Here is a 25342-nt window from a genome sequence, read left to right on the forward strand (position 1 = left end):
CTTATTTACAGATTAAGGAGGAAACTCATGAATCCTATCGGGAAACCGGTCGTGCTCACGGCCAACTTCAAAAAATTAGGCTTGCTGGGCGGGATTGGCCTGATTTGCTTTTTTATCTTTCAATTGCTTATTCCCTCGCTTAGCAATCCGAGTCCAGAATCAGTAATGAATGCAAAGGTCATCAGCAAACAAGAAGCGGTCATACACGCATTGGACTTCGCCCGCTCCGAGCTGGGATATACTGAATCACAGCCAGAGGAGCCTCTGGTGACCTATCAGGCCGAAACAGATTTGTACGGTTATTTATCTAGAGAAAAACTGCTTCAACAGTACGACCGTACATGGAAGAAAAATTACCCTTACGAAACCTTTCGGGTCGATCTGCCTGAATCCTCAGCGAAGAGCAAGCTGCAAATTCATGTAGATTTATCCACTGGGAAGGTCGTTAGTTTTAAACGGATCACCTCCAGCACCAATTACACGCAGGCTGATATTTCTACGGATGAACAAGCACGTAACAGGCTTGTACGTGTGGCTGAGGACGGCATGACGCTTGAAGCCAAGGAGCAGGCGGCCGCTGTATGGGTGAAGCGCTTTGGCTTTAAGCCGTCGGACTTGAAGCTCGCGACCACTGAACAAGAAGGCGGATTAAAGTATACCGTAGACGATAAAAAAATTGGCGCCTCGGTACTTACACTGGCTTTTACTTTTGAAGACGGTGATGTTCGCTCCTTCACTCAAAGCTTTTCGGCCCCGTCATCCTATACCGATTATATCGAAAAGCAAACATTTTGGGCGAATTGGATGACCTATGCGGGTTATGCCCTATTTAGCTTTGTGCTGGGTGTACTTGCCATTGTGTATGCGTCACTCACCCGACGACATACTTCATTTGTACGCGGCATTGTTCTATCCGTTATATACTTTATTGCTAGTATAGCTGGGACCATGAACATGCTGCCTTTATTGCAAGCAGAAGCAGGCGGTAAGGGCATGCTTCTATTTCTTATGGTTTTCCAGATTGGTGTTACCTTCGTCATGGCTGTAGCGCTCTACTTCTCCTTGGTCGGCGGTGACGGACTTATGCGTCAGGTTGGACTGAATGCATGGCCACGTGCGAAAGAGCCGGGCTACGGGCTGTATGTGCTTCGCAGTATGTATGTTGGCTACTTGTGGGCCTTTATTTTGCTCGGGGTACAATCCATTTTATTCTTTATACTGGAGCGCACATTTAATACATTCTCCACCACAGATGCCACGCAATCCCCTTACAATATGGCTTATCCATGGCTACTGCCGATTATGGCCTGGATGGCAGGTATTGGTGAAGAGACTGTCTACCGTCTGTTTGGTATTCCGATGGTCAAAAAAATAGTGAAAAATACTTTTGTTGCTTGTCTGATCACCACGCTGATTTGGGCACTGGGACATACACTTTATCCGATCTATCCAGTGATTTCCAGACCTATTGAGCTGACTTTTCTTGGTTTGCTGTTCAGTTTTGTGTTCCTGCGTTACGGCTTTATTGCCGCCATGTTCAGCCACGTTATTTTTGACAGCATTCTAATGGGACTTAGTGTGATGAGTCTGGGAGATACTGTGAACGTGAGCGCGGGCCTATTCTGGATCTTACTTCCAGCCATTGTGGGTTACATCATTTATTGGTTTAGTCCTAAAAAGCCAAATCGAATGATGTTTGAACCTATACAAAAAGAGGAGTCGCATTCTACGACTCCTCCTCCCGAAGGGCAGCTATAATCTGACGCGCAAGCTTATCCCCAATAGAGAGAGGCCGGAAGTCTTCGACACTGGCCTCTCTTATTTTTTTGAGCGATCCAAAATGCTTAAGCAGTAACTTACGCCGTTTCTCGCCAATGCCTGGAATAGAGTCCAGCCGGGAAGTTACCATAGATTTGCCGCGTTGCTCGCGGTGGAACGTGATGGCGAAACGGTGAACCTCGTCCTGAATCCGTTGCAGCAGGTAAAATTCTTCGCTATTACGTGCAAGTGTCACGGCCTCAGAGGATTCTCCCACCAATAGTTGGGATGTTCTATGTTTGGCATCCTTCACCAAACCACATACAGGAATGAACAAACCCAGCTCATTTTGCAATACATCGGTCGCCGCCTTAATTTGTCCACGTCCACCATCGACAACGATCAAGTCGGGACGTTCCAAATTTTCCTTAAGCACACGTTCATATCGACGCCGGATAACCTCACGCATTGTTTCATAATCATCGGGTCCCTGCACAGAACGGATTTTATATTTTCGATACTCCTTCTTGGCAGGCTTGCCATCAATAAACACGATCATGGCTGAGACTGGATCGGAACCCTGGATGTTGGAGTTATCAAATGCCTCCACCCGGTGCAAGCTATCCAGCCCAATGGCACGTCCGAGATTGCTTGCAGCTTTGGATGTTCGTTCCTCATCCCGCTCGATCAGCTTAAACTTCTCATCCAAAGCTACACGTGCATTTTCCGTCGCCATGCCTGTCATTTGCTTTTTCAGTCCACGCTGCGGTACAAGTACCTTTACATCCAACCATTCAGCCAGAGCGAGAGCCGCCGTACTCGGGTCCTCCAGTCCACCGGATAGTTGAGTTTCTATTTCCTTTATCTCGGCATCTTGGTCACCAGCTTGATCTTGATTCGTTGCCGCTGCATAAGTTGCCCGTTCTTCAGCCACCAGCAGTGAGTCAGCAGAATGCTCTGTCTCCGTTTGTATCGCATTCTCATCTGTCTGTCCGGTAACATCGGCTGTAGGTGCACTGTAGAGTGCAGTTTCTGCCGCAACCGGTTGATCGACATTGACCTGTTTCGCCTGCATCAGCTTAGGAGAATCCGGCAGCAATATTTCCTGCGGCACTGCTGGGTTGTCACTATAATATTGCGTCACATAGGACATAAAATCACTGTAAGCCTCACCGTAGAAAGGAAAAGTCGACATATGGCGCTCGATCATTTTACCTTTGCGGACATATAGGATCTGTACACACATCCAGCCCTTATCTACTGAAAAACCGAATACATCTCGATCTTTCGCATCCGATGTGGTGATTTTCTGCTTTTCCATCATCGCGTCGATGCTGATAATCTGATCTCGCAACTCCTTGGCCCGCTCAAAGTACAATTCCTCTGCGGCCTCCTGCATTTTACGCTGAAGATCCTTTTTAATTTCCTCATGTCCCCCGCTCAAAAAGGAACCAATTTCCTGACCAATCTGGTCATACGTTTCCTTTTCGACCTCTTTCACACAAGGCCCCAAACATTGATGCATGTGATAATACAGACACACTTCCTTGGGCATCACACCACACTTGCGTAACGGATACATACGGTCCAGCAACTTCTTCGTCTGATGTGCCGCGTAGGAATTGGGGTACGGTCCAAAATATTTTGCTTTATCTTTCAGAACGCGACGGGTCACCTCCAGCTTGGGGTGTGCCTCGTTCGTAATTTTCAAATACGGAAAGGTTTTATCATCCTTCAATAGCACGTTATAGCGTGGCTGGTACTTTTTAATGAGGTTGCACTCCAAAATGAGTGCCTCCATATTACTGCCTGTAACGATATATTCAAAATCACGAATATCGGAAACCAGTCGCTGCGTCTTGCCGTTATGGCTACCTGTAAAATAGGAACGGACCCGGTTTTTCAACACTTTTGCCTTGCCGACATAAATAATGGTGCCTTCGCTATTCTTCATCAGATAACAGCCTGATGCATCCGGCAGTAACGCTAATTTGTGCCGTATGTTCTCCAGCGCCTTTTCCTGATTCTGCAAGTCCTCCGCATAAGGTTTCATTTGCCCGGTTCCTCCTTCCATTCTTAATGACTACTCAACTAACTACTTATAATATATAGGAATAATACACAAAAACGCCCCCGGTATTTACAACCGGAGGCATTGACCTTTCATGGCCGCTCCACCAAGCCCCCGCGGGAGCATGGGTCACATGCGATGATTATTGGTGCTTAGTAAGCATGCTTTTCAGCGCTTCTTTGGAGTTCAGACCTACCACTTTATCAACAGGCTGTCCGTCTTTGAAAACGATCAGGGTCGGAATACTCATCACGCCGAAACGGGAAGCAGACTCTGGATTTTCATCCACGTTCACCTTCGCGATTTTGACGCTGTCGCCAACTTCTGTGGACAGATCCTCCAGAATAGGAGCGATCATTTTGCAAGGACCGCACCATGGCGCCCAAAAATCAACCAAAACGGTTCCTGTGCCTTCGACTTCTGCGTTGAAGGATTGATCGGACACGTTAACAATTGCCATTGTATGTTCCTCCTTTATAGAAAAGTCAAGATTATTATAACCTGTAATGTCTATTTCGACACCTTTTAATTATATCACAATAGTCTTTTAATTGTAAGATATCGAAATAGCAGACGGATAAACGCTTACCCCCGCTGATTTTTTCCCTTTACGGTAATGACATCTACAAAAGGACGAATCCGGTCCATCAAGCGTTGTCCTTTATACATTTCCTCTCCATCCTTGCTCGTAAAGCTGAGATGCTTCTCCAGTCCCTGCAAAGAATAATTGGAAGTATAAAAAGTAGGTTTGCGGTTCATTCGGTAATTCAAAATAGAGCCCATCACGTGGTCCCGTACCCACGGGCTTAAATTTTCGGCACCAATATCGTCAAATACAAGCAGATCACAATTTTTGAGCATTTCGGTCGTTTCCTTAAGCTTCTGCCCATCCTGGATCATGGACTTTAAGTCCTCCACAAAATCAGGCATATACACGATCACACCGTTCAGACCCGACAGGGCCAACTCGTGCAATAAATAGCCCATCAAAAAAGTTTTACCCGTACCAAACGTACCTTCCAGATACAGTCCTTTTTTGGATAGACCCTGACTTTTCGTTTCTTCAATGTAACGGAATAGCTGTGTGACGGCAGGCATGCGTTGTGAATCTTTACGCGCAATTTCAAGGGCGTTATATCCCTCCAGAAGTGCGCGTTCATCCACATAGAAGCTTTTAATTCGCTCACGCACCCGTTGCTCATGTTGGGAAGCAATCTGCTTCGCACATGGGGTCCGAATGTCTACAATTTCAGCAGTTCCATTCGGATATTCCACGCCCAGCTTGCAAAAGTGGCCCTGAAAATCGTTAGGACACCGTTCCAGTCCCGGACAATTGTCGCAATTTCGACGATCTCGGGCATACTGAAAGAGCATGCTCATGTTGAGTCGCAATTGTGTTTCGTCCACATCAGGATGCGCAGCACAAAACTCCTGCACGAGCGGATCATTTAGAACCTGATCGGCTACATTGCGAGTGCGCTGGCGAAACGAAGGGTTCTGCATCTGCTGCAGCAAATCGCCCAGTGATTCCAAGAACGCTCCTCCTTTCTTAAAAAGTGCAGAGTTATGGATACCTTAAAATCTACCTACACCTTTTTCTGTTTACCGGATTGCATTCGTTCGGCCAGACGCAGCAGTTCATCCAATTCTTCCTCAGATACAGACTCCTCGGAAGGTTGATCTTGAACGATTGGAATGGATGGCTTGGCTGGCCCGTTATTTTTGGCATACGCGCGGGATCGACCGCCGGAAGGAGAAGCAGAGGACTGTTTTCCTTTTACCTTAGCTTGATCCCTTATATATTGAACGGCTTTCTCGTAAGTGTTTACCTGCTTAAGCAGCATATTGGAAGCAACGGCCTCGACAAAGTTGCGGTTAATCCGCTGATCGCTCCCGGATACGAGCAGTGACATCAAATAATGGATCAGCACGTTGATGACTTCGCCTGGCAGCTTATAGCTGATATCAATTTTCTCGAATATATCCAGCAGGTTACCGGGAACCGTGCCGGGGAAAAAGGTTTGCAGCAAACGGCGATAAGGCTCGTTGCGCAACATCATATTATATTGGTGAATGTCACACTTGGCTGTGAATTGTGGGGGAACCTCCACATAAAATTCCATTTCCACAGCTTGCTCTGCAGGCGGCTCTTCAGATGTGGAAGCTTCCCTTTGGCGCAAAGCAACTACCTTGGCGGCTTGAACCTGCTGCTCCTCCTGACGCTTGCGATCCTGTCTGGAGTGCTGGCTAGCCCGAAGCTGAAGCTCGTCGAGCAACAAGTCGCCTGCTTCGGTAAAAATACCGTCCTCATCCAGCAAGCGGCTAATATCCTGTACAGAAAGATCAAATTTGCGAACAACGTAATTGACCATGCCTAACTGCTCGTGCTCAAACCGAAGACGCTCCACGTGCTTACGATTGGCAGATTCACGCGGAAAACGGAGAATAATATCTGCATAATTCAATGCTTCCTCCGATTCTGACGCAAGTGGTCCAGTCTGACGGCTAGTAGACACCTCGGACAACGCCTGCTCCAATTCATAATCTATAACATGGGTATTCAGTTCAAATAACTCATAAAATGGAATCGAAATATTCTCTTTATTATAGGAAGATTGCGACCATTCGCTAGATTCTCTGCTCCACAATGATTCTCTCAGAGAAAGCACTGCAAACTTACCGATTTTGTCTCTCAACAAAAGGGTGAGATGCTGTGTTCTGAAAAATTCAGCAGGTGCGAGCGGCGGCTGCATCTCATATTCATACATATAGTCGTCCGTTTCGGGTGCATACAGCCTGGACGTCTGTAACAGACCGACGGCCTCCAGTTTGGAGGTCTGTTCAATCAAATACTTGCGTCCCTTCTCACTCGGCTCCAGTCCCAGTGTCAGAAAAAGGCGACGCTGCTGTTCCAACGGCGAATAACCGATTTGTCCGACTGGCACATGCTGGAACAACAGTCGATACAGACTGACCGCAAATGCGCCTACCATCGGCTGATAGACGCTTCCCAGCATCAATTCATCCAGTGCGCTCAAGCCAAATTCCCGATAAACGCAGTAGCGGTGGTTCTCAGTATAGTGCAGCAGGTTTTTCATCCGCATTCCAACATTCTTCCTTTCCTGACATAACGGTCTCCAAGATGTTTTTCTATTCTATCATACTTGCCTTCTGGTGGGACCAACAAAATAAGGGCAATTGTTCTCCTTTTTGGCAGCCGTATTCGTCTGAGTTCTACTTTTTTCGAGAATACTAACTATTTTATGACTTTGTGACCTGCATCATGGTAAAAATAAAATTCTTCACACTTCTTTCATTGGTGAAAAGCTTTACTTTGAGCTACAATGTAATGGTTAAGTATCACGTATTGGATACAGGAATGATATTAGGAAGTACACATATTTCGGCTAAGCCGATTACCATTTACAGATCGTAAAGGAGTGTAGATCGTGAGTCAACATCAACCTCAACAAACCCCAGCAACACCTAACGAAGTAGCCTCCACACTGGAAGGCTGGTATGCGCTTCACGATTTTCGGTCCATCAACTGGACAGCATGGAAGACAGCAGACGATGAAGAGCGCGCCGGAGCACTGGACGAGCTTCAAGAGTTTATGAAGGAATGGAACGTTACCGAGGAAGCGGGTCTGGGCAGCTCAGCTGTCTATACTGTAGTCGGACAAAAGGCTGATTTTGTCATGATGCACCTGCGCGAAACGCTGGAAGACCTCAATAAACTGGAAAATGATTTTAACAAAACAACCTTCGCCAAATATACAACTAAAACCTACTCTTATGTGAGTGTAGTGGAACTGAGCAATTATTTGAGCAAAGATGAAGATCCTATGCAAAATCCACAAATTGTCGCACGCTTGAAGCCTGTATTAAACAAGGCCCGTTATATTTGTTTCTATCCAATGAACAAAAAACGTGATCTAGATGACAACTGGTACATGCTTTCAATGGACGAGCGTCGCACCTTGATGCGCAGCCACGGTTTAATTGGACGCAGCTATGCTGGCAAAGTAAAGCAAATCATTTCCGGTTCTGTCGGCTTTGACGATTGGGAATGGGGCGTAACACTGTTCTCCGATGACGCACTTCAGTTCAAGAAGCTAATCTACGAAATGCGTTTTGATGAAGTCAGTGCCCGTTACGGTGAATTCGGCTCCTTCTATGTCGGCAGCGTGTTGAATGAAGAGACATTTGAAGACATGTTGAAGCTGTAAAGCACAACCGTTAGTACCATATCGCAGCATACAATTAAGGATTCCGCGAACTCCCACTTTCGGGACGACGGAATCCTTTTTTTATTGCATCACAGGCTCACCACGACGGACGAATCCTCACTTTTCGCCAGCTTTCTTTTCTCCAAAGCGATCTGAATAAAGATAACAAGCAGCAGACCACTTAATAGGATCAAAAAGCCGCCAAGCTCAGGAATAAAATACTTCAGGCTCCCACCTTTGAAGCCCATCCCTCTCAAAAACTTGAAATGCCAGGTCAATGGAAGAATATTACTAATATATTGCAGCGATGTAGGCAGCATAGCTACTGGCAATTGAGCGCCGCTCAGTAAAAACGAAGGCAGTATAATTAGCATGAGGCGTGGGGAAGCTTTTCCCGGATTCGCCGCATTCCACCCTAAAGCCATCGCAAACAAACTCAACGTAATCGTGTACAGGAGAAATGGGATACTGAGCTGCCATACATTCGCTTCAAAGCGCAGTCCGCCAATTTGCTTAAGTAAACCAATGGACAGGTAAAAGGAAACACATCCTACTAACGCATACGGCAACACCCTAAGAATCAAACCATACGAAAACTGAAGCTCCTCTTTTAATCTTCCTTGCTCCCGCAATCGCGGGACAATTGTCAGTACAGTAGCACCAATCAGTGAAATCATGACCGTATTAATGAACCCCATAACTGAGGTCATCAAAGTAGCATTGGTAGGATTATATAACAGGCGCTGCTGAAGCAGCATATTGGAAGTAAGCCCTGTAACCTGGCTGTCACTCATTCCCATACCCTTTAATCCACCACCAGCCAGCATCGCATTTTCCGTCGCCATGATCTCTGTGACTGCCGAGCGTAGATTTCCAGTAGCCTGACCTACCGTATTATCTACATAGAAACCGATGTTGCTCTGAACTCCTTTGATCCTATTTTCCTCCAACCCAGCTGGAAGGTAAATCACCGCAAAAAACTTTTCATTATATAAAAGTAAATTCGGATCGGCTTCATTCTCTTGCACATGGCGTACATCAATATACTGCGATGCATCCAATTTATTAATAAGCTGTCGGCTATAACTGCTATGATCTAAATCGACTACAGCTACAGAGGCATCGTTAAGCTGATTATTTTTAAAAACAAATCCAAAGGCTACAGCTACTACGATAGGAACGAGCAGCATGATAAAAACCATCTTACCACTGATCATCAGCTTCCATTCTTCTATAAACGCCTTCATTTCGTCACAACCTCTACCGTCATTCCAGGTAATAATTCAGATGTTCGCTGGACATCCACCCGCACTTGGAAGGAGCTTATATCCGACAGACCTTTGTCCCGACTCATTCTCATGTTGGTATACTGAGGGGCAGAAGTAATGTACCTCACCTTGCCTTGGACATCTTTATCTAAAGCTACGACGTGCGTATTCACATTTCCCCCAGCTTTAAACTGTGACATGGAATCCTCGCCCACATAAATATCGTAGTATAGCTGATTGGTTTCAATAACGACGCCCGTTGCCCCCGTAGAAACGATCTCTCCCATTTTAGGTACAATACGCGACACCTTACCATCTGCGGATGCCTTCAGCACCATACGTCCGCGCTGCAATTCCAAAGTTTTGAGTTGAACACTTAATGCCTGCTTTTGTTGAGCCAGAAGATCCACATTGTATTCGCTATTCTTAACATCTTTTCGTGTTTGCGAGGTTTGAGTCAAGGCTTCCTTGGCTTTTTCTGTTTTGATACGAGCCTGCTGGCGTTCCTCAGCAGTTGCGCCTGCCTCCATTTTATCCAAAGCGGTTTGCTGCTGAGCGATCCCATTTTTAGCAATGTCCGATTGTTTGCTAGCCGCTATAATCTGGTTTTTGGCAATTTCAACCTGATCTGTAGCTGTATCTAACGCGATTTGGGCATTATCCAGTTGGTTTTTGGCGTTATCCAGTTCTGCTTTAGTTCCAGCTCCAGCATCATATAACGCTTTGATACGGTTGTAATTCACATTAGCCAAGTCCAGAGCCTGTTGTCTGGATGATACTGTTTTTTGCGCGATTTCCGCATTCCTTTTGGCTGTCTCTACTCCTGTCAGAGCTGCGTCCAACGATTGCTGTGCTGCTTCAATAGCCAGCTTTTGTCTTAGAATATCCTCCGCACGTGTTCCTTGATTTAATAAGGACTCTCCTGCTTGCGCGGCTTGAATGTCCAATTGTCCCTGTTTTTCTGAAGTTGAAATTTTCTCCGACTGATTTTGCAGCCCGTCTTTAGCCTGTTTTATTTTCACATCAGCCTGTGCGATATCCGTTTTTAATTTCTCAATTTGCAAATCAAGGTCTACAGGATCGAGGGTCATGAGCACATCCCCTTTTTTCACCTGTTGTTCTTCCTTCACCTCAATCGTGTTTACTCTTCCCCCTACGCCCTGAAAAGCAACATTTACGGTATCTGCCGTAAGCAGTGTGTTTTTTTGTTGGGCTGCCATACTCACAGCATCCTTGCCGCTCATTGCCATCAGCGTACCTCCGGTACCTAATGCAACAACAAGTAGCACGTACACAATGATCTTTTTATTCATTGCAATAAACTCTCCTTCATGATGATTTAGCCAATGATAGTTAAAAAATAATAGTCAAAAACAAATAAGGAATCTGATAGTACGACGTCTAACTATTTAAGCCGGGAAATTTGATTACTCCCGTTTTATCCGTTCAAGTCCTGAGGAAAACTTATTTAATAACGTAGCAAATAGAATATGATCTTCCTTTGTAAATTCATTCATTAAATCCGAAAAAAGCTGGATGAACATCGGAATTTTTTCCGTCATTAACTGTTTTCCTTCATCAGTCAAGGAGATCGCGGTCATACGTCGATCCGTCAGCGTACTTCTTCGGATGATGCCGTCCCGTTCCAGCTTATCAATTACGCTGGTTACTGTTGAACGAGTAACCCCTGAATATTCAGCCAGCTCTGATGGAGTCAATGCACGTTCATGTAAAAACAATGGCATTAAAATTTTCAGGTTGCCTACAGATAGCCCATATTCCGAGAGTCTGGAAGACACTCCATTGTACACTTCATGTGCTGCCTGCACGAAAAGTACCCACGTATTCAACGATTGGGAGTCCACATTTGGAAACTTTTCAGTCAATAAATGTATTCTCTTGGGATCGGCATTGATTTTAAAATCAGAATTCAATGTGAAGCTCCCCCTCTGTAATTAGTAATCATACTATACGACGTCAAATAGTTATGAGTCAATATCTTTTTTTGTTCATTGAAATAAAAAAGGCCTCCAAGCTCCTTTCAAGGAGTCATGGAAACCTTCTGGCCTTAGAAAAACCGTCCTTTTTTCAGTACCAGTGGAATTCCGCCTATGATGAACAGATAGCGGAGATCGACAATTTTTTTCAATTGTGCGGCCACCCAACCTTTTATTTTGCGCTTGCCCACCACGGCGACGGCTTCGCCTTTTCCAAGAGAAGCAACCGTCCCTTTGTTGGAAAATACGAACTTGTGCAACTCCTTTTTGCGGAGAGTAGCGGCTAGATTCTTGGCACAGAGCACCCCTTGCTGCATCGCAATTTGGGCAGTCGGTGGATAAGGGCGTCCTTCGGGATTAAACATCAAGGAGCTGTCCCCGATAATAAAAATATCATCGTGGCCCGGTGCACGCAGAAAATCGTCGATTTTCACCCTTCCACGCATCACTTCGAATCCAGCTTTCTCAATTAATCCGTTTCCACGAATCCCTCCCGTCCAGACCACCGTGCAGGCTTCGATTTTCTCACCCTCACCAACGATTACACCATCCTGCAAGCATTCCTTAATCGGAATTCCAATGCGGAAGGTGACCCCTTTTCGCTTAAGGACATCCATCGCATACTCCACCAGCTCAGGATCGAACCCTGGCAGTGCCGTTGGAGCCGCCTCGACGTTAATGATTTGAATTCGGTTAAAATCGATGTCATACGCTCTAGCCAGCTGTGGCAAACGATCCGCTAACTCCGCTACAAACTCAATACCGCTAAAACCAGCGCCCCCTACGACGAAATTGAGGCGACCTGGTTTACCGTCGTTTTTATACAAGGCCAGCTGGTATTCAATATGCTCACGAATCAGGCGAACCGAGTTAATACTGCGAATCGTCAGCGCGAACTTATCCATTCCCGGAATACCGAATGTTTCTGGCTCCCCGCCTAGTCCAATGACCAAATAATCATAGGAAAGCGAGCCATCCTCCAGCAAGATTTTTTTCTCCTTCGGTATGATTTCCTTAACCGTTCCTTTGACTAAATCCACCTTGAACTCATCGATCAGTTGGGCAATCGGAATCCTTGAATGCTCAATCGTATCCGTACCTGCCGCAGGCATATGAAGATGTGTCGTAATATAGTGGTAATCATGACGGTTGATCAGCGTGACATCCGCCTCATTGTGCTTGAGCTCCTTTTGCAATTGCTGAGCCGTCAATATACCGCCATATCCGGCGCCCACAATGACAATTTTGGGAATACTGCTCATGCTTTTACCCCTTCCGATATACATAATTATTCGAAGCTGTTCTCTCAAAACGGTTAATTTACACTCACAAAAAAGTCTTCATCAAATATTAATAGCTTTAACTTTGCAAGCGGAACCTGGCAGTTTATAATGATAAACAGTGAATCATGCGTTCGGCGGCTATCTGAACCTCTATGCGGCTGATTCAATAATTACAAATTCCATACTATCCCTTTCGGAGGTGTTTTTAGAGTGACAACTCAATCCACAGGCGCGGAGATCCGCGATCTGATCATTATTGGAGGCGGTCCAGCCGGTATTTTCGCCGCTTTTTACGGAGGAATGCGTCAGGCATCCGTCACCTTAATTGAAAGTATGCCCCAACTGGGCGGCCAGCTTGCAGCCCTTTATCCTGAAAAATATATTTATGACGTTGCTGGCTTTCCTAAAGTAACTGCACAGGAACTGGTCAACAATTTGGTTCAACAAATGAACCACTTTAATCCAGAAGTGCAGCTAGAAGAGAAAGTCGTATCGTTAGAGAAAAAAGAAGAACGCCACTTCATTGTAAAAACAGACAAAGGTGGCGAGTATCATGGTAAGGCGGTTATTATTACCGCTGGTGTTGGTGCTTTCGAGCCGCGCAGACTGGAGCTTCCAGGTGCCGAACATTTTGAAAAAACGAACCTGCATTACTTTGTTAGCGACCTGAGCAAATTTGCAGGCCGAAAAGTGCTAATCAGTGGTGGCGGTGACTCTGCCGTAGACTGGGCACTCATGCTGGAACCAATTGCAGAACAGGTTACATTGATTCACCGCCGCGACAAATTCCGTGCGCATGAACACAGTGTCGAAAACCTCCTGGCATCCAAAGTAAATGTTATTACACCAACGGAAATTACAGAATTGCATGGAGAAGACACGATTACGAAAGTCACTCTTGCTCATGTAAAAACCAAAGAAACACAGGAAATCGAAGTGGACGATGTGATCGTTAACTTTGGATTTGTATCCACACTTGGCCCGATTGCTGAATGGGGAATTGAAATCGAAAGTAATTCCATCGTGGTCGATTCTCGCCAGGAAACCAATATTCCCGGCATTTTCGCCGCAGGAGATATTACAACCTATCCAGGCAAGCTCAAGCTGATTGCGGTCGGCTTTGGTGAAGCCCCTACGGCAGTCAACAACGCCAAGGTCTATGTAGATCCAGATGCCAAGTTGTCTCCTGGTCACAGCAGTAACATGAAATTGTAGTCTAGTTTAGACTATGACAAAAAAGGGTATTTTACTCCAAATTTGAATGTTTGGAGTGAAATACCCTTTTTTACGGTGTGCCTATTCGTTGCAGTGATTGTCTGTAAAGCCATTCGAACCCTGAATGACTTTACAGTCGCAGTACGAGAGCTTGTCCGGTCTAATGAAGGACTACGGCTGTATTCATCTCTAGATTTCTTTTGTGAATTTCAGCCAGCAACAGTGCAATGAAGTCACATTCAAGTTTAAGCTCGATTGCCATCTGATAGGAATCCAAAAGCATCTCATCCGTCAGCATAGCCATCCTCGACACAACCTTTCCTTTTATTTCAAAATCTATTCTATCAAAATACCAAAAACGGAACAAGCGTTCTGTTATCCACAGCCAATTGTGGAAATCCTGTGTATAAATTGTTGGTAAGTGTCGTTAACCCTTATATGTGACAGGGGATAATGTGGACAATATTTATACACAGAATTTTGAAGCTTGAACACAAAAAAAATATTTTTATTATTTATACAAATATATTATATTTAGCGTCTTGTTAATAGATTAAATTGGGATTTTATTGAAGAAAACAGAAATTTATTGAGGTCTTGTATTAACCTCTAAAATCCATACCCTTCCATTCTGATCAAGCCCGTAATCAAATCCTAGTTGTCCAATCCCAGGAAACCTTTTTTCCAGCACAGGAATACAGCGCTGTGTAAGTTCAATGATCTCTCGCCGCTTTCGCGTAGCAAGCCGCCGGGGATATATCATTCGAAGCGCATCTGTTCCCTTCAGCAAAGTTCCCCCTCTGCACAGATTCGTAATGACCAGTCCGGGACGAGCATGACGTGCAACTACCGCACGAAAATCCCATCTCTGCCCTTCCTTCACAACTTTGACTCGATAGTCGACAGGTCTACCTTGAATACTTGCCAGTTGGATCCCTTGTTGAATGAGATATGGGCGTTGGATTCGGAGCTTATGGATTCCGATTACAAGTGCTCTAAAATGACTGAACCGGTGCGTGTGCTCCATACGCGTGCAGGTGTATCCCCTACGCTCCTTTGCCACACGCATGACTCCGATTCCTCCGCCTCCTTTTACAGGTTTTATAAACACAAAAGCATGCCGCCGCAGCATCATGCGCAATTGATCTTCACTATATAGACAGGTTTCCGGTATATAAACGGCGGTATGTGGATGGTGGAGCAGCGCCTTCGTCTTTAGCCATTTGCTTGCAAGTTGTCTCATCTAACCCTCTCCTTTCGCCGTCAGGTATACTTATACATACTCAACAGGAATGTTCTATTCTTGGATGATTGTCCGCGGCATGTGTCTATTTCGACAAGATCATGGCGAACGGTAGCATGCACCGAATATCACTGGTACAATGACAATAATCTACTACCATTTGCACGGAACAGCGGAATTTACCGCCAAATCGTTTTTCAACAAGGAGGTCAACTCATGAATAGCAAAATTGGCATCATGGACATTGGCTCAAACTCCATACGTCTGGTGATCTATGAAATGACAGAGACAGGAGCCTATCGCATTGTGCAGGAATGCAAAGAAGCTGCCCGACTGAGCGAAAAGGTTGGGGCCAACGGCCGTATGGAACGGGAGGCGATTCGAAGCATCGCTCCATTGTTGCGCCAATTTATGGCGGTATGCCATATGCACGGGGTTGTCCGTATGCGTGCAGCAGCAACAGCAGCCATCCGCAATGCCACGAATTCGGACGAAATCGTCCAATGGATTGCGGAGGAGACAAATTTAACACTGGAAATACTGAGCGGAGAGCAAGAAGGCTATGCCGGTTTTCTGGGTGTAGTGAACACTATGAATGTGAGTGATGGAATCATCATTGACATCGGGGGTGGCAGTACCGAAATTACGCTGTTCCGCGATCGAAAGCGACTGCATACGGTGTCATTTCCCTTTGGCGCCGTCAATATGAACTGGCGCTTTGGACGTGAGGTCAAGAATGGCGAATGGTCTCCTCAGCAGATTGAGGAAATGGAGAGCTTTGTCCGTTCTTCACTGCAAAATCATGATTGGATCTTCTCCAATCCGGATCTGCCATTCATCGGGCTAGGTGGGACCCTGCGTACTTTGGCTAAAATCAATCAGAAGCGGCAGGATTACTCACTTCCTGTGACGCACCATTACGAAATGACGATAGAAGATGTCGATTACTTCTATGGCAGTCTGCCCCATCTTCCCTATGAAAAACGCAAAAAAACAGCCGGCCTGTCCAAGGACAGAGCCGACATCATTGTACCGGGTCTTATTATATTGAAAACGATATTTGAAGCTGCTCAAGGCTCCGCGTATCTGGTCAGTGGAGCGGGTCTGCGAGACGGCCTATTTCATGAGCTGGTCAACGCTGAACAGCCCGTGGTAGCTAATCCGCTTATCACATCCATTCGCAATATCCTTTCGTTTGCTGTCCCGGTTAGCGAAGCGCATGTCAAGCGGGTTAACGAGTACGCCGTCCGGCTCTATGACACATTAGCTAGCGGAACCTCAGCTGCTATGGACAAACGTTTGTTACTGACCGCAGCAACTCTTTACAAAACGGGAGCTGCCTTGAATTACTATCATTTTCGCCAGAATTCCGTGTTCTGGATCTTACATGCAGGCATTGGCGGTCTATCCCATAGGGAAACGGTACTAGCCGCGTTGATCGCGGATTACCATCCCAAGAACCGGACCCCCCGTTTGCTACGCACACATGCGGATATTTTGGAGCCTTCCGACGAGGAACGTGTACATCGGCTCGGCTCGCTGCTCCAGCTCGCGATTGGCATGGATCGGAGTGAGTCCGGAATGATTACCAGCATCAATCCTACTACAGGGGATGACGCAATGCATCTTCGTTTGGAAAGCAAGAGTGAACCCATATTAGAACAACGAGAACTAGAATCCGTTGCGAAAGATTTCCAAAAGGCGTGGAACCTCACATTGTCGTGGTCCATTCTACCTTCTTCCAATTTCTAACCTTCATCGCTTCAGATTGGCTCCTGATGGGAGCCTCTTTGTCGTTTCTGGACACAAATTGATAGCTGCCATTAGGCAAAAGCTGGCGCGCCTTCACATTATCCCTTAACGATAAATGCAGAATATCTGCCAGCATTTCTTTGATCCCGTCATCATAAATCGGGCACATCAGTTCAATTCGGCGGGTCAAATTGCGCGTCATCCAATCCGCACTGGACAGAAATAACTCGGATTTCCCTCCATTTTCAAAATAAAACAATCTGGAATGCTCCAGAAAGCGGTCTACAATACTGATGACACGTATATTCTCGCTGAATCCTTCCACACCGGGACGCAAACAGCAGACCCCTCTGATGATAAGATCAATCTTCACACCTGCTTGGGAAGCCGCATATAGTTCATCGATCATCTCCTGATTGGATAAGGAGTTGATCTTGGCAATAATCCGGGCGGGCTTACCTGCCAATGCTTGCTCTGCTTCCCTACGGATGAGTTCAAACAGCTTGTTCTTCATTCCCGTTGGAGCCACCGTAAAAGCTTGCAAAGTCTTGAGCGCAGAGAATCCCGTGATTTCATTAAACAGTTCGGAGGCATCCTCACCAAGTACTGGATCCGACGTAAACAATCCGATATCCGTATACACACGCGCCGTGCTTTCATTATAATTGCCTGTACCTACATGCACATATCGTTTGAGTGCGTTGCGCTCATGGCGTATGACAAGAATGATTTTGGCGTGCGTCTTCAAGCCAACCAACCCATACACTACGTGACAGCCTGCTTTTTCAAGCGTACGCGCCCAGGCAATATTACGTTCCTCGTCAAAACGGGCTTTCAGCTCCACCACCACTGTTACCTGCTTGCCCGATTCGGCCGCACGTGCCAATGCCGGAATCAGCTTCGATTCCCCGTTGACACGGTACAGGGTCATTTTGATTGCCATCACATCCGGGTCCTCTGATGCCTCAATGATAAAATCAGTTACCGCATCGAATGATTCATACGGATGATACACGAGCACGTCCCGTTTGCGAAGTACGTTGAAAATATCCTCCTGCGGGGGCAGTTCTTCCGGATACAGTGGTTTGATTGCCGGGAATTTCAAATGCGAATACCCTTCCAAATGATCGGCAAAAGACGATAAAAATGTCAGATCCAACGGCCCGTCCACCTCAAAAACATGGTCGAACAGCTTGAATTCGCGTTGAAGCTCCATCAGGGCATAGGGATGAATCCCTTTTTCTACTTCCAATCTTACTGGCGCGCCCCGTCGTCTTCGACGCAGCTCTTTTTCAATCTCTTCGAGCAAATCTTCGATTTCTTCTTCATTAATGGATAAATCGGAGTTACGTGTCACACGAAAAGCATGAACGGCCTCTGGGATATACCCAGTGAACAGCGTTTGGATATGATGCTTGATCAGTTCCTCAATTAAAATAAATGATTTCTTCTTGCTATTGGAACGTAACGGCACTGTAACCACACGTGGAATATTCGAAGGCACCTGCACAATGGCAAAAAGCGGTTTATCCTCCTCCGTATCCCCCGGACGTCTCAAAACGACCGCTAAATATACGTATTTATTGTGAACGAGTGGAAAAGGACGGCTCTGATCGACCGCCATCGGCGTGAGCACCGGAAATATAATTTCATGAAAATATGCATCCAGCGACTTGCGCTGTGTCGTATTTAAGTCTTCATATTCGAGCAGTAAAAGACCTTTTTTCGTCAAGAGGCGAGAAATATCACGATAGGTCCGGTATTGTTCCGATACCATCGAGACAGTACGCTTGATCAGGCGTTTGTACAAACCGGAGGGGGTATATCCCGTAAAATCCTTTTGCATAAAACCCGCCTTGATTTTCTCGCGCGTCTCTGCAACACGAACAGCCATAAACTCATCCAAATTGCTAGATACAATCGCCAAAAATTTGGCTCTCTCCAGCAACGGTGTATCTGCATCCTGAGCTTCCTGAAGCACACGGCGATTAAATTCAATCCAGCTTAAATCTCGGTTAAAGTAACGTTCTGACCCGGCTTTATCCTTATTCTGACTCTCTATCAACATATGGCCTCCATCAATTCATGCAGTATAGTTACTTTATTGTACTATTAGATGAAACGCACTAGCATCACAGTAGTGTAAACGAAATGTAAAATGTGTGTAAACACAAACTGGATATTTGAAAAGGTCATTCGGATGCTTTACAAAAATAGCATTAAGCGGTACAGTGTTTACGTCTGTTTCATAGAGTAGATTGAAGAACCGTTTCTTTTTCAGTTGTTTATGTTCGTTATGATGTGTAGTAACCACTTAGAAGCCACATTCAATTGCTGATTTTCAAATGGCATGATATAGGGAGGATTTACGTTATGGAACCCAAGAAAACGCCACGCGTACTGCAAAAAAACATCGAATTTTTCACCGCAGCGCTGTCTCAACACCTCGTTACGGTCTGGCAAGAGGACCCTACAGGTGTATACTGTGAGATTGGCTGTGGATATATCGAGTTATTCAGTAGCGAGATGATTCGGGTGCGCAATCAAGATGGAACCCCAAGCCATTATGACCGCAATATTACCATGTTTCAGCTAATCACAAAGGATCAGCCGATATAATTATTATATGCTATGCCTGCGCTGTTCTTCCAGATTAGAATTGCTTTATGTTTACAACTACCGATTTTCATATCTGCTGAATCTTGCAGTTTTTTCAAAAAGCGCCTCAGAGCGCTTTTTTTGTCGACCTTTTTTGAACATCGTTTCGAAAAGCAGTATGATAAGGGAGCATATTACCTAAATTTAAAGGGGAATCAACCGATGGAGCATACAACATCAGATGAGCGCATCCTGGTTATGACCGCGGTTGAAGGCGAACGGGAAGCTGTACTGCGGGGCCTGAAAGGCGACACCCGTTTTGTGGTCGAGCTAGCTGGCGTGGGCGCACCGTCCGCGGCGGCTTCAACCGCGCTAGCACTGGCGGCGGCTGGTGACTACCGTCTGGTCATCAGCGCCGGAATTGGTGGCGGCTTCGCGGAGGTCGCTGCATTGGGGAGCGTCGTTGTTGCTGACGCGATCATTGCCGCCGACCTGGGGGCCGAGACGGCAGAGGGCTTCAGCAGCGTGGACGAGCTGGGGTTCGGCTCAAGCCGAATTGCCGTGAACGTTGCCATCGCGCAGCGATTCGTTCAGGCGTTGCGTGCCGCTGGACAGATGGCTGTCGCGGGGCCGATCCTGACCGTCTCTACGGCCACCGGTACGGCGGCAACAGCGGAACGGCTGGCCAAACGCGTTCCTGGAGCTGCTGCCGAAGCGATGGAAGGCTACGGCGTGGCCGTGGCGGCAAATAGGCTAGAACTGCCGACGATGGAAATCCGCACGATTTCCAATGCTGTCGGTCCACGTGACCGTGCAGCCTGGCGAATCAAAGAGGCTTTGCAAGCGTTGGAAGCCGCATTTTCTACATTAACGGAGGTTATATAGATGCAAATTGCTTTTTCACCTTGTCCCAACGACACTTTTGTCTTCCATGCCCTGGCGCATGGTTTGATTCCGGGCGCACCCGCGCTGGACATTACATTCGCCGATATCGACATCACCAACAATCTGGCGATCACACCAGACGGACTGGATATCATGAAAATTTCGTATGCTGCACTCCCTTGGGTACTGGATGAATATGCCCTGCTGCCTTGCGGGGGCGCACTGGGCCGGGGTTGTGGGCCACTCGTGCTGACCAAGGAAGGTTCCACCGTCGAAGGCCCGGAAGCCCTGTCCGGCAAGCGTGTAGCCGTTCCGAGTGAACGTTCCACTGCCTATCTGCTGTTCCGCCTGTGGGCAGCCAAGCATGTGCCTGGGGGTGTCGGCGAGATCGTCGTGATGCCGTTCGACCAAATCATGCCTGCTGTCCGTGACGGGGAGATAGATGCCGGACTAGTTATTCATGAAGCACGGTTCACGTATCCGTCCTACGGGCTTAGTAAGCAAGTCGATCTGGGGAACTGGTGGGAAGAAGATACAGGGCTGCCGATCCCGCTCGGAGCTATTATTGCCCGCCGTACGCTGAATCTGGATGCGATCACAAACTGGATACGCGCCTCTGTCGAATACGCTTGGCAGCATCCCGAAGCTTCGCGTGAATATGTATTGTCTCATGCACAGGAGCTTTCACCCGATGTTGCCCAATCGCATATCGACCTGTACGTTAACGATTTTACCGCCAATCTGGGCGACAGCGGATATGCCGCCATCGAAGCTTTGCTCGGTCGTGCCGCGCAGGAAGGGCTGGTACCTTCGTTTGATTTAGCCCAACTGCGTCCTACATCCACAACAACACGTTAAAAGGGATAGACATGCCTTGCATGTTTTCCTACTGAAAAGAGTAGTTTAAACATATAAAACCTCCCGAACGAGCACATGGCCTAGCCATGCGCCCCATTCGGGAGGTTTTATCATTTCATATGGCGAATCCTCATTCGGACTCGCTTGATCCCTATCCTTAGTTCTGTTCCTGCTCGACAACCTCGGTCTTAAATACGTTATCCAGTTTGGTACCCAATCTTTTGACCAGCGGCACCTTGATATCCCGGCTCAGCTCCTTGAAAAAAGCGTCCATGTCACAATTAATCTTATCCAACACGACCTTCACGGTACCCTCTTCCAAGATCTGCTCATTCAGATCCTCCGGTACGGTAACCGAGATATCATACTTCTTGCTTAACGTTTTAATGTAGCGGGTAAAGATTTCGATAAGCTCCTCATTGTTGAACTTCTCAACTGCAACTTGCCCTTTGTTGGTAAATTTCAAATTCACTCTCACGTTAGCATTTCCCCTTTTCCTTTTGACCATTTATTTTGGATAAACGTTGAACCTTTCAGAGGCTCTTCAAAGAAAGGGCCTTACCGGTCGTTTTAGACTCTTGTCCTTTGATATACTAAGTATAACACATTAAGGCCGTTTTCATTTCCCAACTTGTCGTTTTATGATAAAAAATGATAAAATTTGCGCATTTTCAGCATAAATTCTTTCTTTTCATGCCAATCATTAGGAATATCACCTACACAAATACACAAAAAAACGCCTATCTCGCAAAAGAAAGACGTTTCCGTATAGATGCCTAAGTGGTATGCATTTACAGAGGTTTCGTACATTCCCAACCATGTGAACGATACTCACGCACAGCGTCTCGTATATCCTCAATATCATCAGTATGCAGCAAAACGGCAGGTAGAATAACCCAATATTCATTCTCCGCTAGATCAATAAATACGTCCTCGACATCGTAATATTGCATATCGCCAAATGCCGTGTCCCTGATCTTCTGTCCAACTAAAGGTGTAAACGGAGAATCAAATGTTTTCATCACCTTCGTATATTCCTTCACGCCCGTTGCCGAGATTTGCTGTGAAATAATGACGCTCAATGCTGTTACCTCCCTGACCTAATAATGCTCATTATACCCTTCTCTCAGACCCTCTACAAAACCTTGCGTAAAAAAAATCATAAAAATCAATAGACCGATGCCAATAGCAACGGAGCTGATTACAATAATGAAGATGCCCTGCGTGTTTCTTTGTTCCATTCGTTTCGTCAAAATTCCAAAAACCAAACCTAAGACACCCAACAATCCTCCAAAGACAAAAAAACTAAATATGAACCCCAAACCTGCAAAAATCCAGCCAAAGAAAGCGAGCAGCCATCCCTGCTGCTGCGGCTCGCTCTGTTTCATCTGCCAACGTTCCCTCGCTGTAGGTGTATATCTGTCCATTCCTTAACTCCCCCGCTTCATCTGCAAAACCCAACATCGGAATACATTAGGTTCCTCCTACTGCTGACCGGTGAGTTTAAAAGTGCCGCCTTCCCGCTTCCCAAGCGGATAATTTTGAACCGTCATTTCCACCCTCGTATTCTTATCCCATATCGGAAGCTTGTCAGATGTACCGTACTCTTTCATAGCTATGTTTATGACTTCCTCCGCCTTCTTCGTCAATGCAGCTGAGGACATATTATATTTACCATAACCTTGATAAGCACCGCCAAAACCAAGATTAGGTTGATTGTTCACATTCAGTAGCACACCCTTCAACGTGCCATCCTCTGTTACATCAAAAGTCACTTTTTCCAATACAAAATCATCGGTAACGACAGATGTCTGCTCTAACATATGCGTTATGGCTGACAGGTTAGCTGTTAATCTAACTCGTCCCAGTAGCGCCTCTGTATCGTTGTGTTGCTTCGTTAACGCTTGTGTTGTTTTATTTAGTGAAGCGTTCGCACTAGTTAAAGTATTGACCTTCGTATTCAGATTATAATTCCACACCGCCAAGGCTATACATCCTAGTACAGCTACTCCTGAAATGACTGTTGCTACAACTGCGAGCTTACGAACAGAATGTGCTTGCGGCTCCACAGACTGAGCATGACTGCTTAATTCTCCCATACCAAACTTCCTCTCTACTTATATAGTCATATTTTACTATTCCCTCCTCTGATAATCTAGTATATTTTTCCTAATTCCATATTTCTATGCATTTGTACAGGAATTCGTTTCATCAGCCCTGGAGTTTCGGTTCTTTCGTTTTCTAGGAGATGCTGTATTTACCAGATACACACTGCCTGCAATCAGCACCAGCCCCACAACAAACGTCAAAGTAAGCGATTCCTTGAGCATTACCATACTAAAGACTGTGGACAACACCGGAATCATAAACGTATATGAGCCGACGGTTCCTGCATCTCCATTGTCGATCAGTTTAAAATAAATTATCCAGCCCATCGCAATCACGAATATCGAAATAAACAATAGAATTGCGATAAAGGAGGTCGTCCAGTGAATATCGCTCCATTTCTCGGTCGTAAATCCAATCCCATTGAGTATAATCCCTCCCAATACGAGCTGCATCGTCACCGCCCAAATGGAGTCCAGCTGCTGACTTTTTTTCTTCATATAAATCGTTCCGAGCGCCCAGCACAATCCTGAAGCTAGCCCCAACACAATACCCAGTACCGATAAATGCCCTGCCATTCCACCAGAGCTAATCACGATCACCCCGCCAAAACCCAGTACCAGTCCAATGACCTTCAGGGGAAACATGCGCTCCCCTAACCACATCCAGGAGAATAATCCCAACAGGATCGGCTGAAGGAATACTAAAGTGGAAAATAACCCAGCAGGCAAATAACGCAGCCCTACCGTCTGCAAGCCATAGTAGCCTGCAATATTAAATATGGACAGCACAAGATAAGTCCACGCATTCTGTCTAAAACGCAAGGTTTCCCGGTGACGTATAGCGAACAATAGCAGAATCACACCACCCAGCAGGGTACGGATTCCTGAAAAAAATATCGGCGGCGTATCTGGCAAAGCCAGCTTGGTCAACGGCCAGTTGATCCCCCATACCATCACTAATATCAAGACAAGCCACAACGTAGCTTTAGGTGTTAATTTTTTCATAGATGTCTTCTCTCCCTTAGATTTTTCATCGCTCATTGCTACCGACTAAAATCTGAATAGCCGTTTGCAAAGTTTTGCTTTACTAGCGTATACTGTGGTCACTAATAAATAAAATGAATGTTTTCAATAAGGGAGATAACTTTTCACTTATGACCATTACTCAGATTATGATCTTCGTTCGTGTAGCTGAAACGCTAAACTTCACCCAAACTGCCCATGAGCTGCATATGACGCAGCCCGCGGTCAGCCATGCCATCGCCAGCATCGAAAACGAGCTGGGTGTCCAGCTATTGCTGCGCGACCGAAAAAAAGGAGTGCTGCTGACAAATATCGGGCACAAGGTACTGCTGCAATTCCGTATGATGCTGCAAAGCATGGAAAAGGTACAGCAGCAGGTGGCTGCTGAAAAAGGTCTAGACGTGGGCACGATCACGATCGGTGCCTTTCCTTCTGCCTCAGCCTATTTTCTGCCCCCGATTATTCATCATATTCGTCAGCATTATCCGAACCTTGTTTTCGATCTACATGAAGGCTCCACGAATGAAGTCAAGGAGTGGGTGCATACCAGAGAAATCGAAGTCGGTATCATCCTGTTACCAGACCCTCAGGTAGATATCATCCCATTATGTCAGGATGACATGGTTATTCTCCTGCCAGACGGTCACCCTCTACAATCGCACAATAAAATTGCCATCCGTGACTTGAATGAGCAGGATATGATCTTTTGTAAAGGTGGACATGAGGTCGCCATTATGGAAGGTTTTGAACGCGAACAAAGTCAGTTGCAGGCACAATTCATTACTCACAATGTCAGCACCTTGGTCAGCATGGTTCGACAAGGACTGGGTATGGGCATTGTTTCTTCACTCGCCTTGTCCACGTTCCCCCATGATCTGACCGTCAAGGAGACTTCACCTCTGATCACACGTCAAATCGGTATCGCTGTACCATCCCTGCACAATGCTTCTCTGGCTGTACAGTTATTTGTGCGTACTGCGCAGGAGCTGTTTACGGATATGAAGCAGTAGAAGCATTGGATTATGAACATAAGGAGGTCTATTCATATGCAGAG

Annotated in this window: 24 protein-coding genes; 8 read left to right on the forward strand and 16 right to left on the reverse strand. The window is 46.1% G+C overall.

Annotated elements, in window-relative coordinates; translation table 11 throughout:
• Positions 1-27 precede the first annotated feature (27 nt).
• Positions 28-1758, forward strand: a complete 1731-nt coding sequence (locus MKX46_RS10125) for a CPBP family intramembrane glutamic endopeptidase (RefSeq protein ID WP_069012625.1) — start codon at positions 28-30, stop codon at positions 1756-1758.
• On the opposite strand, the gene uvrC is transcribed toward MKX46_RS10125, so the two are convergent.
• From uvrC to MKX46_RS10145, 4 genes are all read right to left on the reverse strand, one after another.
• A complete protein-coding gene (uvrC, locus tag MKX46_RS10130) occupies positions 1727-3811 on the reverse strand; it encodes an excinuclease ABC subunit UvrC (protein WP_069012624.1) in 2085 nt (694 codons plus the stop codon). The genes MKX46_RS10125 and uvrC overlap by 32 nt on opposite strands.
• Positions 3812-3971: 160 nt before the next feature.
• Positions 3972-4289, reverse strand: a complete 318-nt coding sequence (gene trxA, locus MKX46_RS10135; RefSeq protein WP_010347861.1) for a thioredoxin — start codon at positions 4287-4289, stop codon at positions 3972-3974.
• Between the two features lie 125 nt (positions 4290-4414).
• Complete coding sequence (gene dnaI, locus MKX46_RS10140) at positions 4415-5362, reverse strand: primosomal protein DnaI (RefSeq protein WP_029518246.1); 948 nt, start codon at positions 5360-5362, stop codon at positions 4415-4417.
• Positions 5363-5415: 53 nt separating this feature from the next.
• Positions 5416-6933, reverse strand: coding sequence for a DnaD domain protein (locus MKX46_RS10145; protein WP_069012623.1), 1518 nt, complete (start codon positions 6931-6933; stop codon positions 5416-5418).
• Between the two features lie 345 nt (positions 6934-7278).
• On the opposite strand from MKX46_RS10145, the gene hemQ reads away from it, so the two are divergent.
• Complete coding sequence (gene hemQ, locus MKX46_RS10150; RefSeq protein WP_023990152.1) at positions 7279-8058, forward strand: hydrogen peroxide-dependent heme synthase; 780 nt, start codon at positions 7279-7281, stop codon at positions 8056-8058.
• Between the two features lie 89 nt (positions 8059-8147).
• Here hemQ and MKX46_RS10155 read toward each other — a convergent pair whose 3' ends face one another.
• From MKX46_RS10155 to MKX46_RS10170, 4 genes are all read right to left on the reverse strand, one after another.
• Positions 8148-9305 (reverse strand): ABC transporter permease, encoded by a 1158-nt coding sequence (locus MKX46_RS10155; protein WP_341071218.1) that lies wholly within the window; start codon positions 9303-9305, stop codon positions 8148-8150.
• Positions 9302-10639 carry an HlyD family secretion protein gene (locus tag MKX46_RS10160; protein WP_039272689.1) on the reverse strand — a complete coding sequence of 446 codons (1338 nt, stop codon included), beginning with the start codon at positions 10637-10639 and terminating at the stop codon, positions 9302-9304. Before MKX46_RS10160 ends, MKX46_RS10155 begins: the two co-directional genes overlap by 4 nt.
• Before the next feature lie 114 nt (positions 10640-10753).
• The gene (locus tag MKX46_RS10165) at positions 10754-11260 is read right to left on the reverse strand and encodes a MarR family winged helix-turn-helix transcriptional regulator (protein ID WP_318628002.1); all 507 of its coding nucleotides are present in this window, start codon (positions 11258-11260) and stop codon (positions 10754-10756) included.
• Positions 11261-11394: 134 nt separating this feature from the next.
• The gene (locus MKX46_RS10170) at positions 11395-12585 is read right to left on the reverse strand and encodes an NAD(P)/FAD-dependent oxidoreductase (RefSeq protein WP_318628001.1); all 1191 of its coding nucleotides are present in this window, start codon (positions 12583-12585) and stop codon (positions 11395-11397) included.
• Between the two features lie 231 nt (positions 12586-12816).
• Between MKX46_RS10170 and MKX46_RS10175 the strand changes: the two genes are divergently transcribed.
• A complete protein-coding gene (locus tag MKX46_RS10175) occupies positions 12817-13821 on the forward strand; it encodes an NAD(P)/FAD-dependent oxidoreductase (RefSeq protein ID WP_340933088.1) in 1005 nt (334 codons plus the stop codon).
• A 160-nt stretch (positions 13822-13981) separates the two neighbouring features.
• Here MKX46_RS10175 and MKX46_RS10180 read toward each other — a convergent pair whose 3' ends face one another.
• Together MKX46_RS10180 and MKX46_RS10185 are read right to left on the reverse strand one after the other, a co-directional pair.
• Positions 13982-14125, reverse strand: a complete 144-nt coding sequence (locus MKX46_RS10180) for a sporulation histidine kinase inhibitor Sda (RefSeq protein ID WP_007431918.1) — start codon at positions 14123-14125, stop codon at positions 13982-13984.
• Between the two features lie 282 nt (positions 14126-14407).
• On the reverse strand, positions 14408-15064 hold the full coding sequence (locus MKX46_RS10185; RefSeq protein ID WP_165148519.1) for a YheC/YheD family protein: 657 nt from the start codon (positions 15062-15064) through the stop codon (positions 14408-14410).
• Between the two features lie 216 nt (positions 15065-15280).
• Between MKX46_RS10185 and MKX46_RS10190 the strand changes: the two genes are divergently transcribed.
• Positions 15281-16816: a Ppx/GppA phosphatase family protein gene (locus tag MKX46_RS10190; protein ID WP_029518238.1), complete on the forward strand. Its 1536-nt coding sequence runs from the start codon at positions 15281-15283 to the stop codon at positions 16814-16816.
• On the opposite strand, the gene ppk1 is transcribed toward MKX46_RS10190, so the two are convergent.
• Complete coding sequence (ppk1, locus tag MKX46_RS10195) at positions 16776-18884, reverse strand: polyphosphate kinase 1 (RefSeq protein WP_029518237.1); 2109 nt, start codon at positions 18882-18884, stop codon at positions 16776-16778. The genes MKX46_RS10190 and ppk1 overlap by 41 nt on opposite strands.
• Before the next feature lie 305 nt (positions 18885-19189).
• Here ppk1 and MKX46_RS10200 point away from each other — a divergent pair, with 305 nt between their 5' ends.
• The 3 genes from MKX46_RS10200 (at position 19190) to MKX46_RS10210 (ending at position 21157) form a co-directional block, all read left to right on the forward strand.
• The gene (locus tag MKX46_RS10200) at positions 19190-19435 is read left to right on the forward strand and encodes a hypothetical protein (protein ID WP_029518236.1); all 246 of its coding nucleotides are present in this window, start codon (positions 19190-19192) and stop codon (positions 19433-19435) included.
• A gap of 201 nt (positions 19436-19636) precedes the next feature.
• Positions 19637-20299: a futalosine hydrolase gene (locus tag MKX46_RS10205; protein ID WP_341071219.1), complete on the forward strand. Its 663-nt coding sequence runs from the start codon at positions 19637-19639 to the stop codon at positions 20297-20299.
• Entirely contained in the window at positions 20300-21157 is an 858-nt protein-coding gene (locus MKX46_RS10210; RefSeq protein ID WP_341071220.1) for a 1,4-dihydroxy-6-naphthoate synthase, read from the forward strand. It begins immediately after the preceding gene.
• A 157-nt stretch (positions 21158-21314) separates the two neighbouring features.
• Here the strand turns inward: MKX46_RS10210 and MKX46_RS10215 are convergent, their stop codons facing one another.
• The 5 genes from MKX46_RS10215 to MKX46_RS10235 form a co-directional block, all read right to left on the reverse strand.
• The gene (locus MKX46_RS10215; RefSeq protein ID WP_023990165.1) at positions 21315-21635 is read right to left on the reverse strand and encodes a hypothetical protein; all 321 of its coding nucleotides are present in this window, start codon (positions 21633-21635) and stop codon (positions 21315-21317) included.
• A 313-nt stretch (positions 21636-21948) separates the two neighbouring features.
• Positions 21949-22239 (reverse strand): hypothetical protein, encoded by a 291-nt coding sequence (locus MKX46_RS10220; protein ID WP_069012616.1) that lies wholly within the window; start codon positions 22237-22239, stop codon positions 21949-21951.
• Between the two features lie 18 nt (positions 22240-22257).
• Positions 22258-22584 (reverse strand): hypothetical protein, encoded by a 327-nt coding sequence (locus tag MKX46_RS10225; protein ID WP_039272696.1) that lies wholly within the window; start codon positions 22582-22584, stop codon positions 22258-22260.
• A 57-nt stretch (positions 22585-22641) separates the two neighbouring features.
• A complete protein-coding gene (locus MKX46_RS10230) occupies positions 22642-23256 on the reverse strand; it encodes a hypothetical protein (RefSeq protein ID WP_341071221.1) in 615 nt (204 codons plus the stop codon).
• Between the two features lie 84 nt (positions 23257-23340).
• Positions 23341-24270, reverse strand: a complete 930-nt coding sequence (locus MKX46_RS10235; RefSeq protein WP_069012614.1) for a DMT family transporter — start codon at positions 24268-24270, stop codon at positions 23341-23343.
• A gap of 149 nt (positions 24271-24419) precedes the next feature.
• On the opposite strand from MKX46_RS10235, the gene MKX46_RS10240 reads away from it, so the two are divergent.
• Positions 24420-25298, forward strand: coding sequence for a LysR family transcriptional regulator (locus tag MKX46_RS10240; protein ID WP_029518230.1), 879 nt, complete (start codon positions 24420-24422; stop codon positions 25296-25298).
• Positions 25299-25342 lie beyond the last annotated feature (44 nt).

Origin of the sequence: Paenibacillus sp. FSL P4-0113 (assembly GCF_038009305.1) — a bacterium.
In the GTDB taxonomy this organism is placed as follows: Bacteria; Bacillota; Bacilli; order Paenibacillales; family Paenibacillaceae; genus Paenibacillus; species Paenibacillus polymyxa_D.

Bases quoted from the DNA above. Each gene is read 5' to 3' on its own strand.
- MKX46_RS10125 (WP_069012625.1), top strand. From the start codon at position 28: ATGAATCCTATCGGGAAACCGGTCGTGCTCACGGCCAACTTCAAAAAA.
- uvrC (WP_069012624.1), bottom strand. From the start codon at position 3,811: ATGAAACCTTATGCGGAGGACTTGCAGAATCAGGAAAAGGCGCTGGAG.
- trxA (WP_010347861.1), bottom strand. From the start codon at position 4,289: ATGGCAATTGTTAACGTGTCCGATCAATCCTTCAACGCAGAAGTCGAA.
- MKX46_RS10145 (WP_069012623.1), bottom strand. From the start codon at position 6,933: ATGCGGATGAAAAACCTGCTGCACTATACTGAGAACCACCGCTACTGC.
- MKX46_RS10155 (WP_341071218.1), bottom strand. From the start codon at position 9,305: ATGAAGGCGTTTATAGAAGAATGGAAGCTGATGATCAGTGGTAAGATG.
- MKX46_RS10160 (WP_039272689.1), bottom strand. From the start codon at position 10,639: ATGAATAAAAAGATCATTGTGTACGTGCTACTTGTTGTTGCATTAGGT.
- MKX46_RS10170 (WP_318628001.1), bottom strand. From the start codon at position 12,585: ATGAGCAGTATTCCCAAAATTGTCATTGTGGGCGCCGGATATGGCGGT.
- MKX46_RS10180 (WP_007431918.1), bottom strand. From the start codon at position 14,125: ATGGCTATGCTGACGGATGAGATGCTTTTGGATTCCTATCAGATGGCA.
- MKX46_RS10185 (WP_165148519.1), bottom strand. From the start codon at position 15,064: ATGAGACAACTTGCAAGCAAATGGCTAAAGACGAAGGCGCTGCTCCAC.
- MKX46_RS10190 (WP_029518238.1), top strand. From the start codon at position 15,281: ATGAATAGCAAAATTGGCATCATGGACATTGGCTCAAACTCCATACGT.
- ppk1 (WP_029518237.1), bottom strand. From the start codon at position 18,884: ATGTTGATAGAGAGTCAGAATAAGGATAAAGCCGGGTCAGAACGTTAC.
- MKX46_RS10200 (WP_029518236.1), top strand. From the start codon at position 19,190: ATGGAACCCAAGAAAACGCCACGCGTACTGCAAAAAAACATCGAATTT.
- MKX46_RS10205 (WP_341071219.1), top strand. From the start codon at position 19,637: ATGGAGCATACAACATCAGATGAGCGCATCCTGGTTATGACCGCGGTT.
- MKX46_RS10210 (WP_341071220.1), top strand. From the start codon at position 20,300: ATGCAAATTGCTTTTTCACCTTGTCCCAACGACACTTTTGTCTTCCAT.
- MKX46_RS10225 (WP_039272696.1), bottom strand. From the start codon at position 22,584: ATGGACAGATATACACCTACAGCGAGGGAACGTTGGCAGATGAAACAG.
- MKX46_RS10230 (WP_341071221.1), bottom strand. From the start codon at position 23,256: ATGGGAGAATTAAGCAGTCATGCTCAGTCTGTGGAGCCGCAAGCACAT.
- MKX46_RS10235 (WP_069012614.1), bottom strand. From the start codon at position 24,270: ATGAAAAAATTAACACCTAAAGCTACGTTGTGGCTTGTCTTGATATTA.
- MKX46_RS10240 (WP_029518230.1), top strand. From the start codon at position 24,420: ATGACCATTACTCAGATTATGATCTTCGTTCGTGTAGCTGAAACGCTA.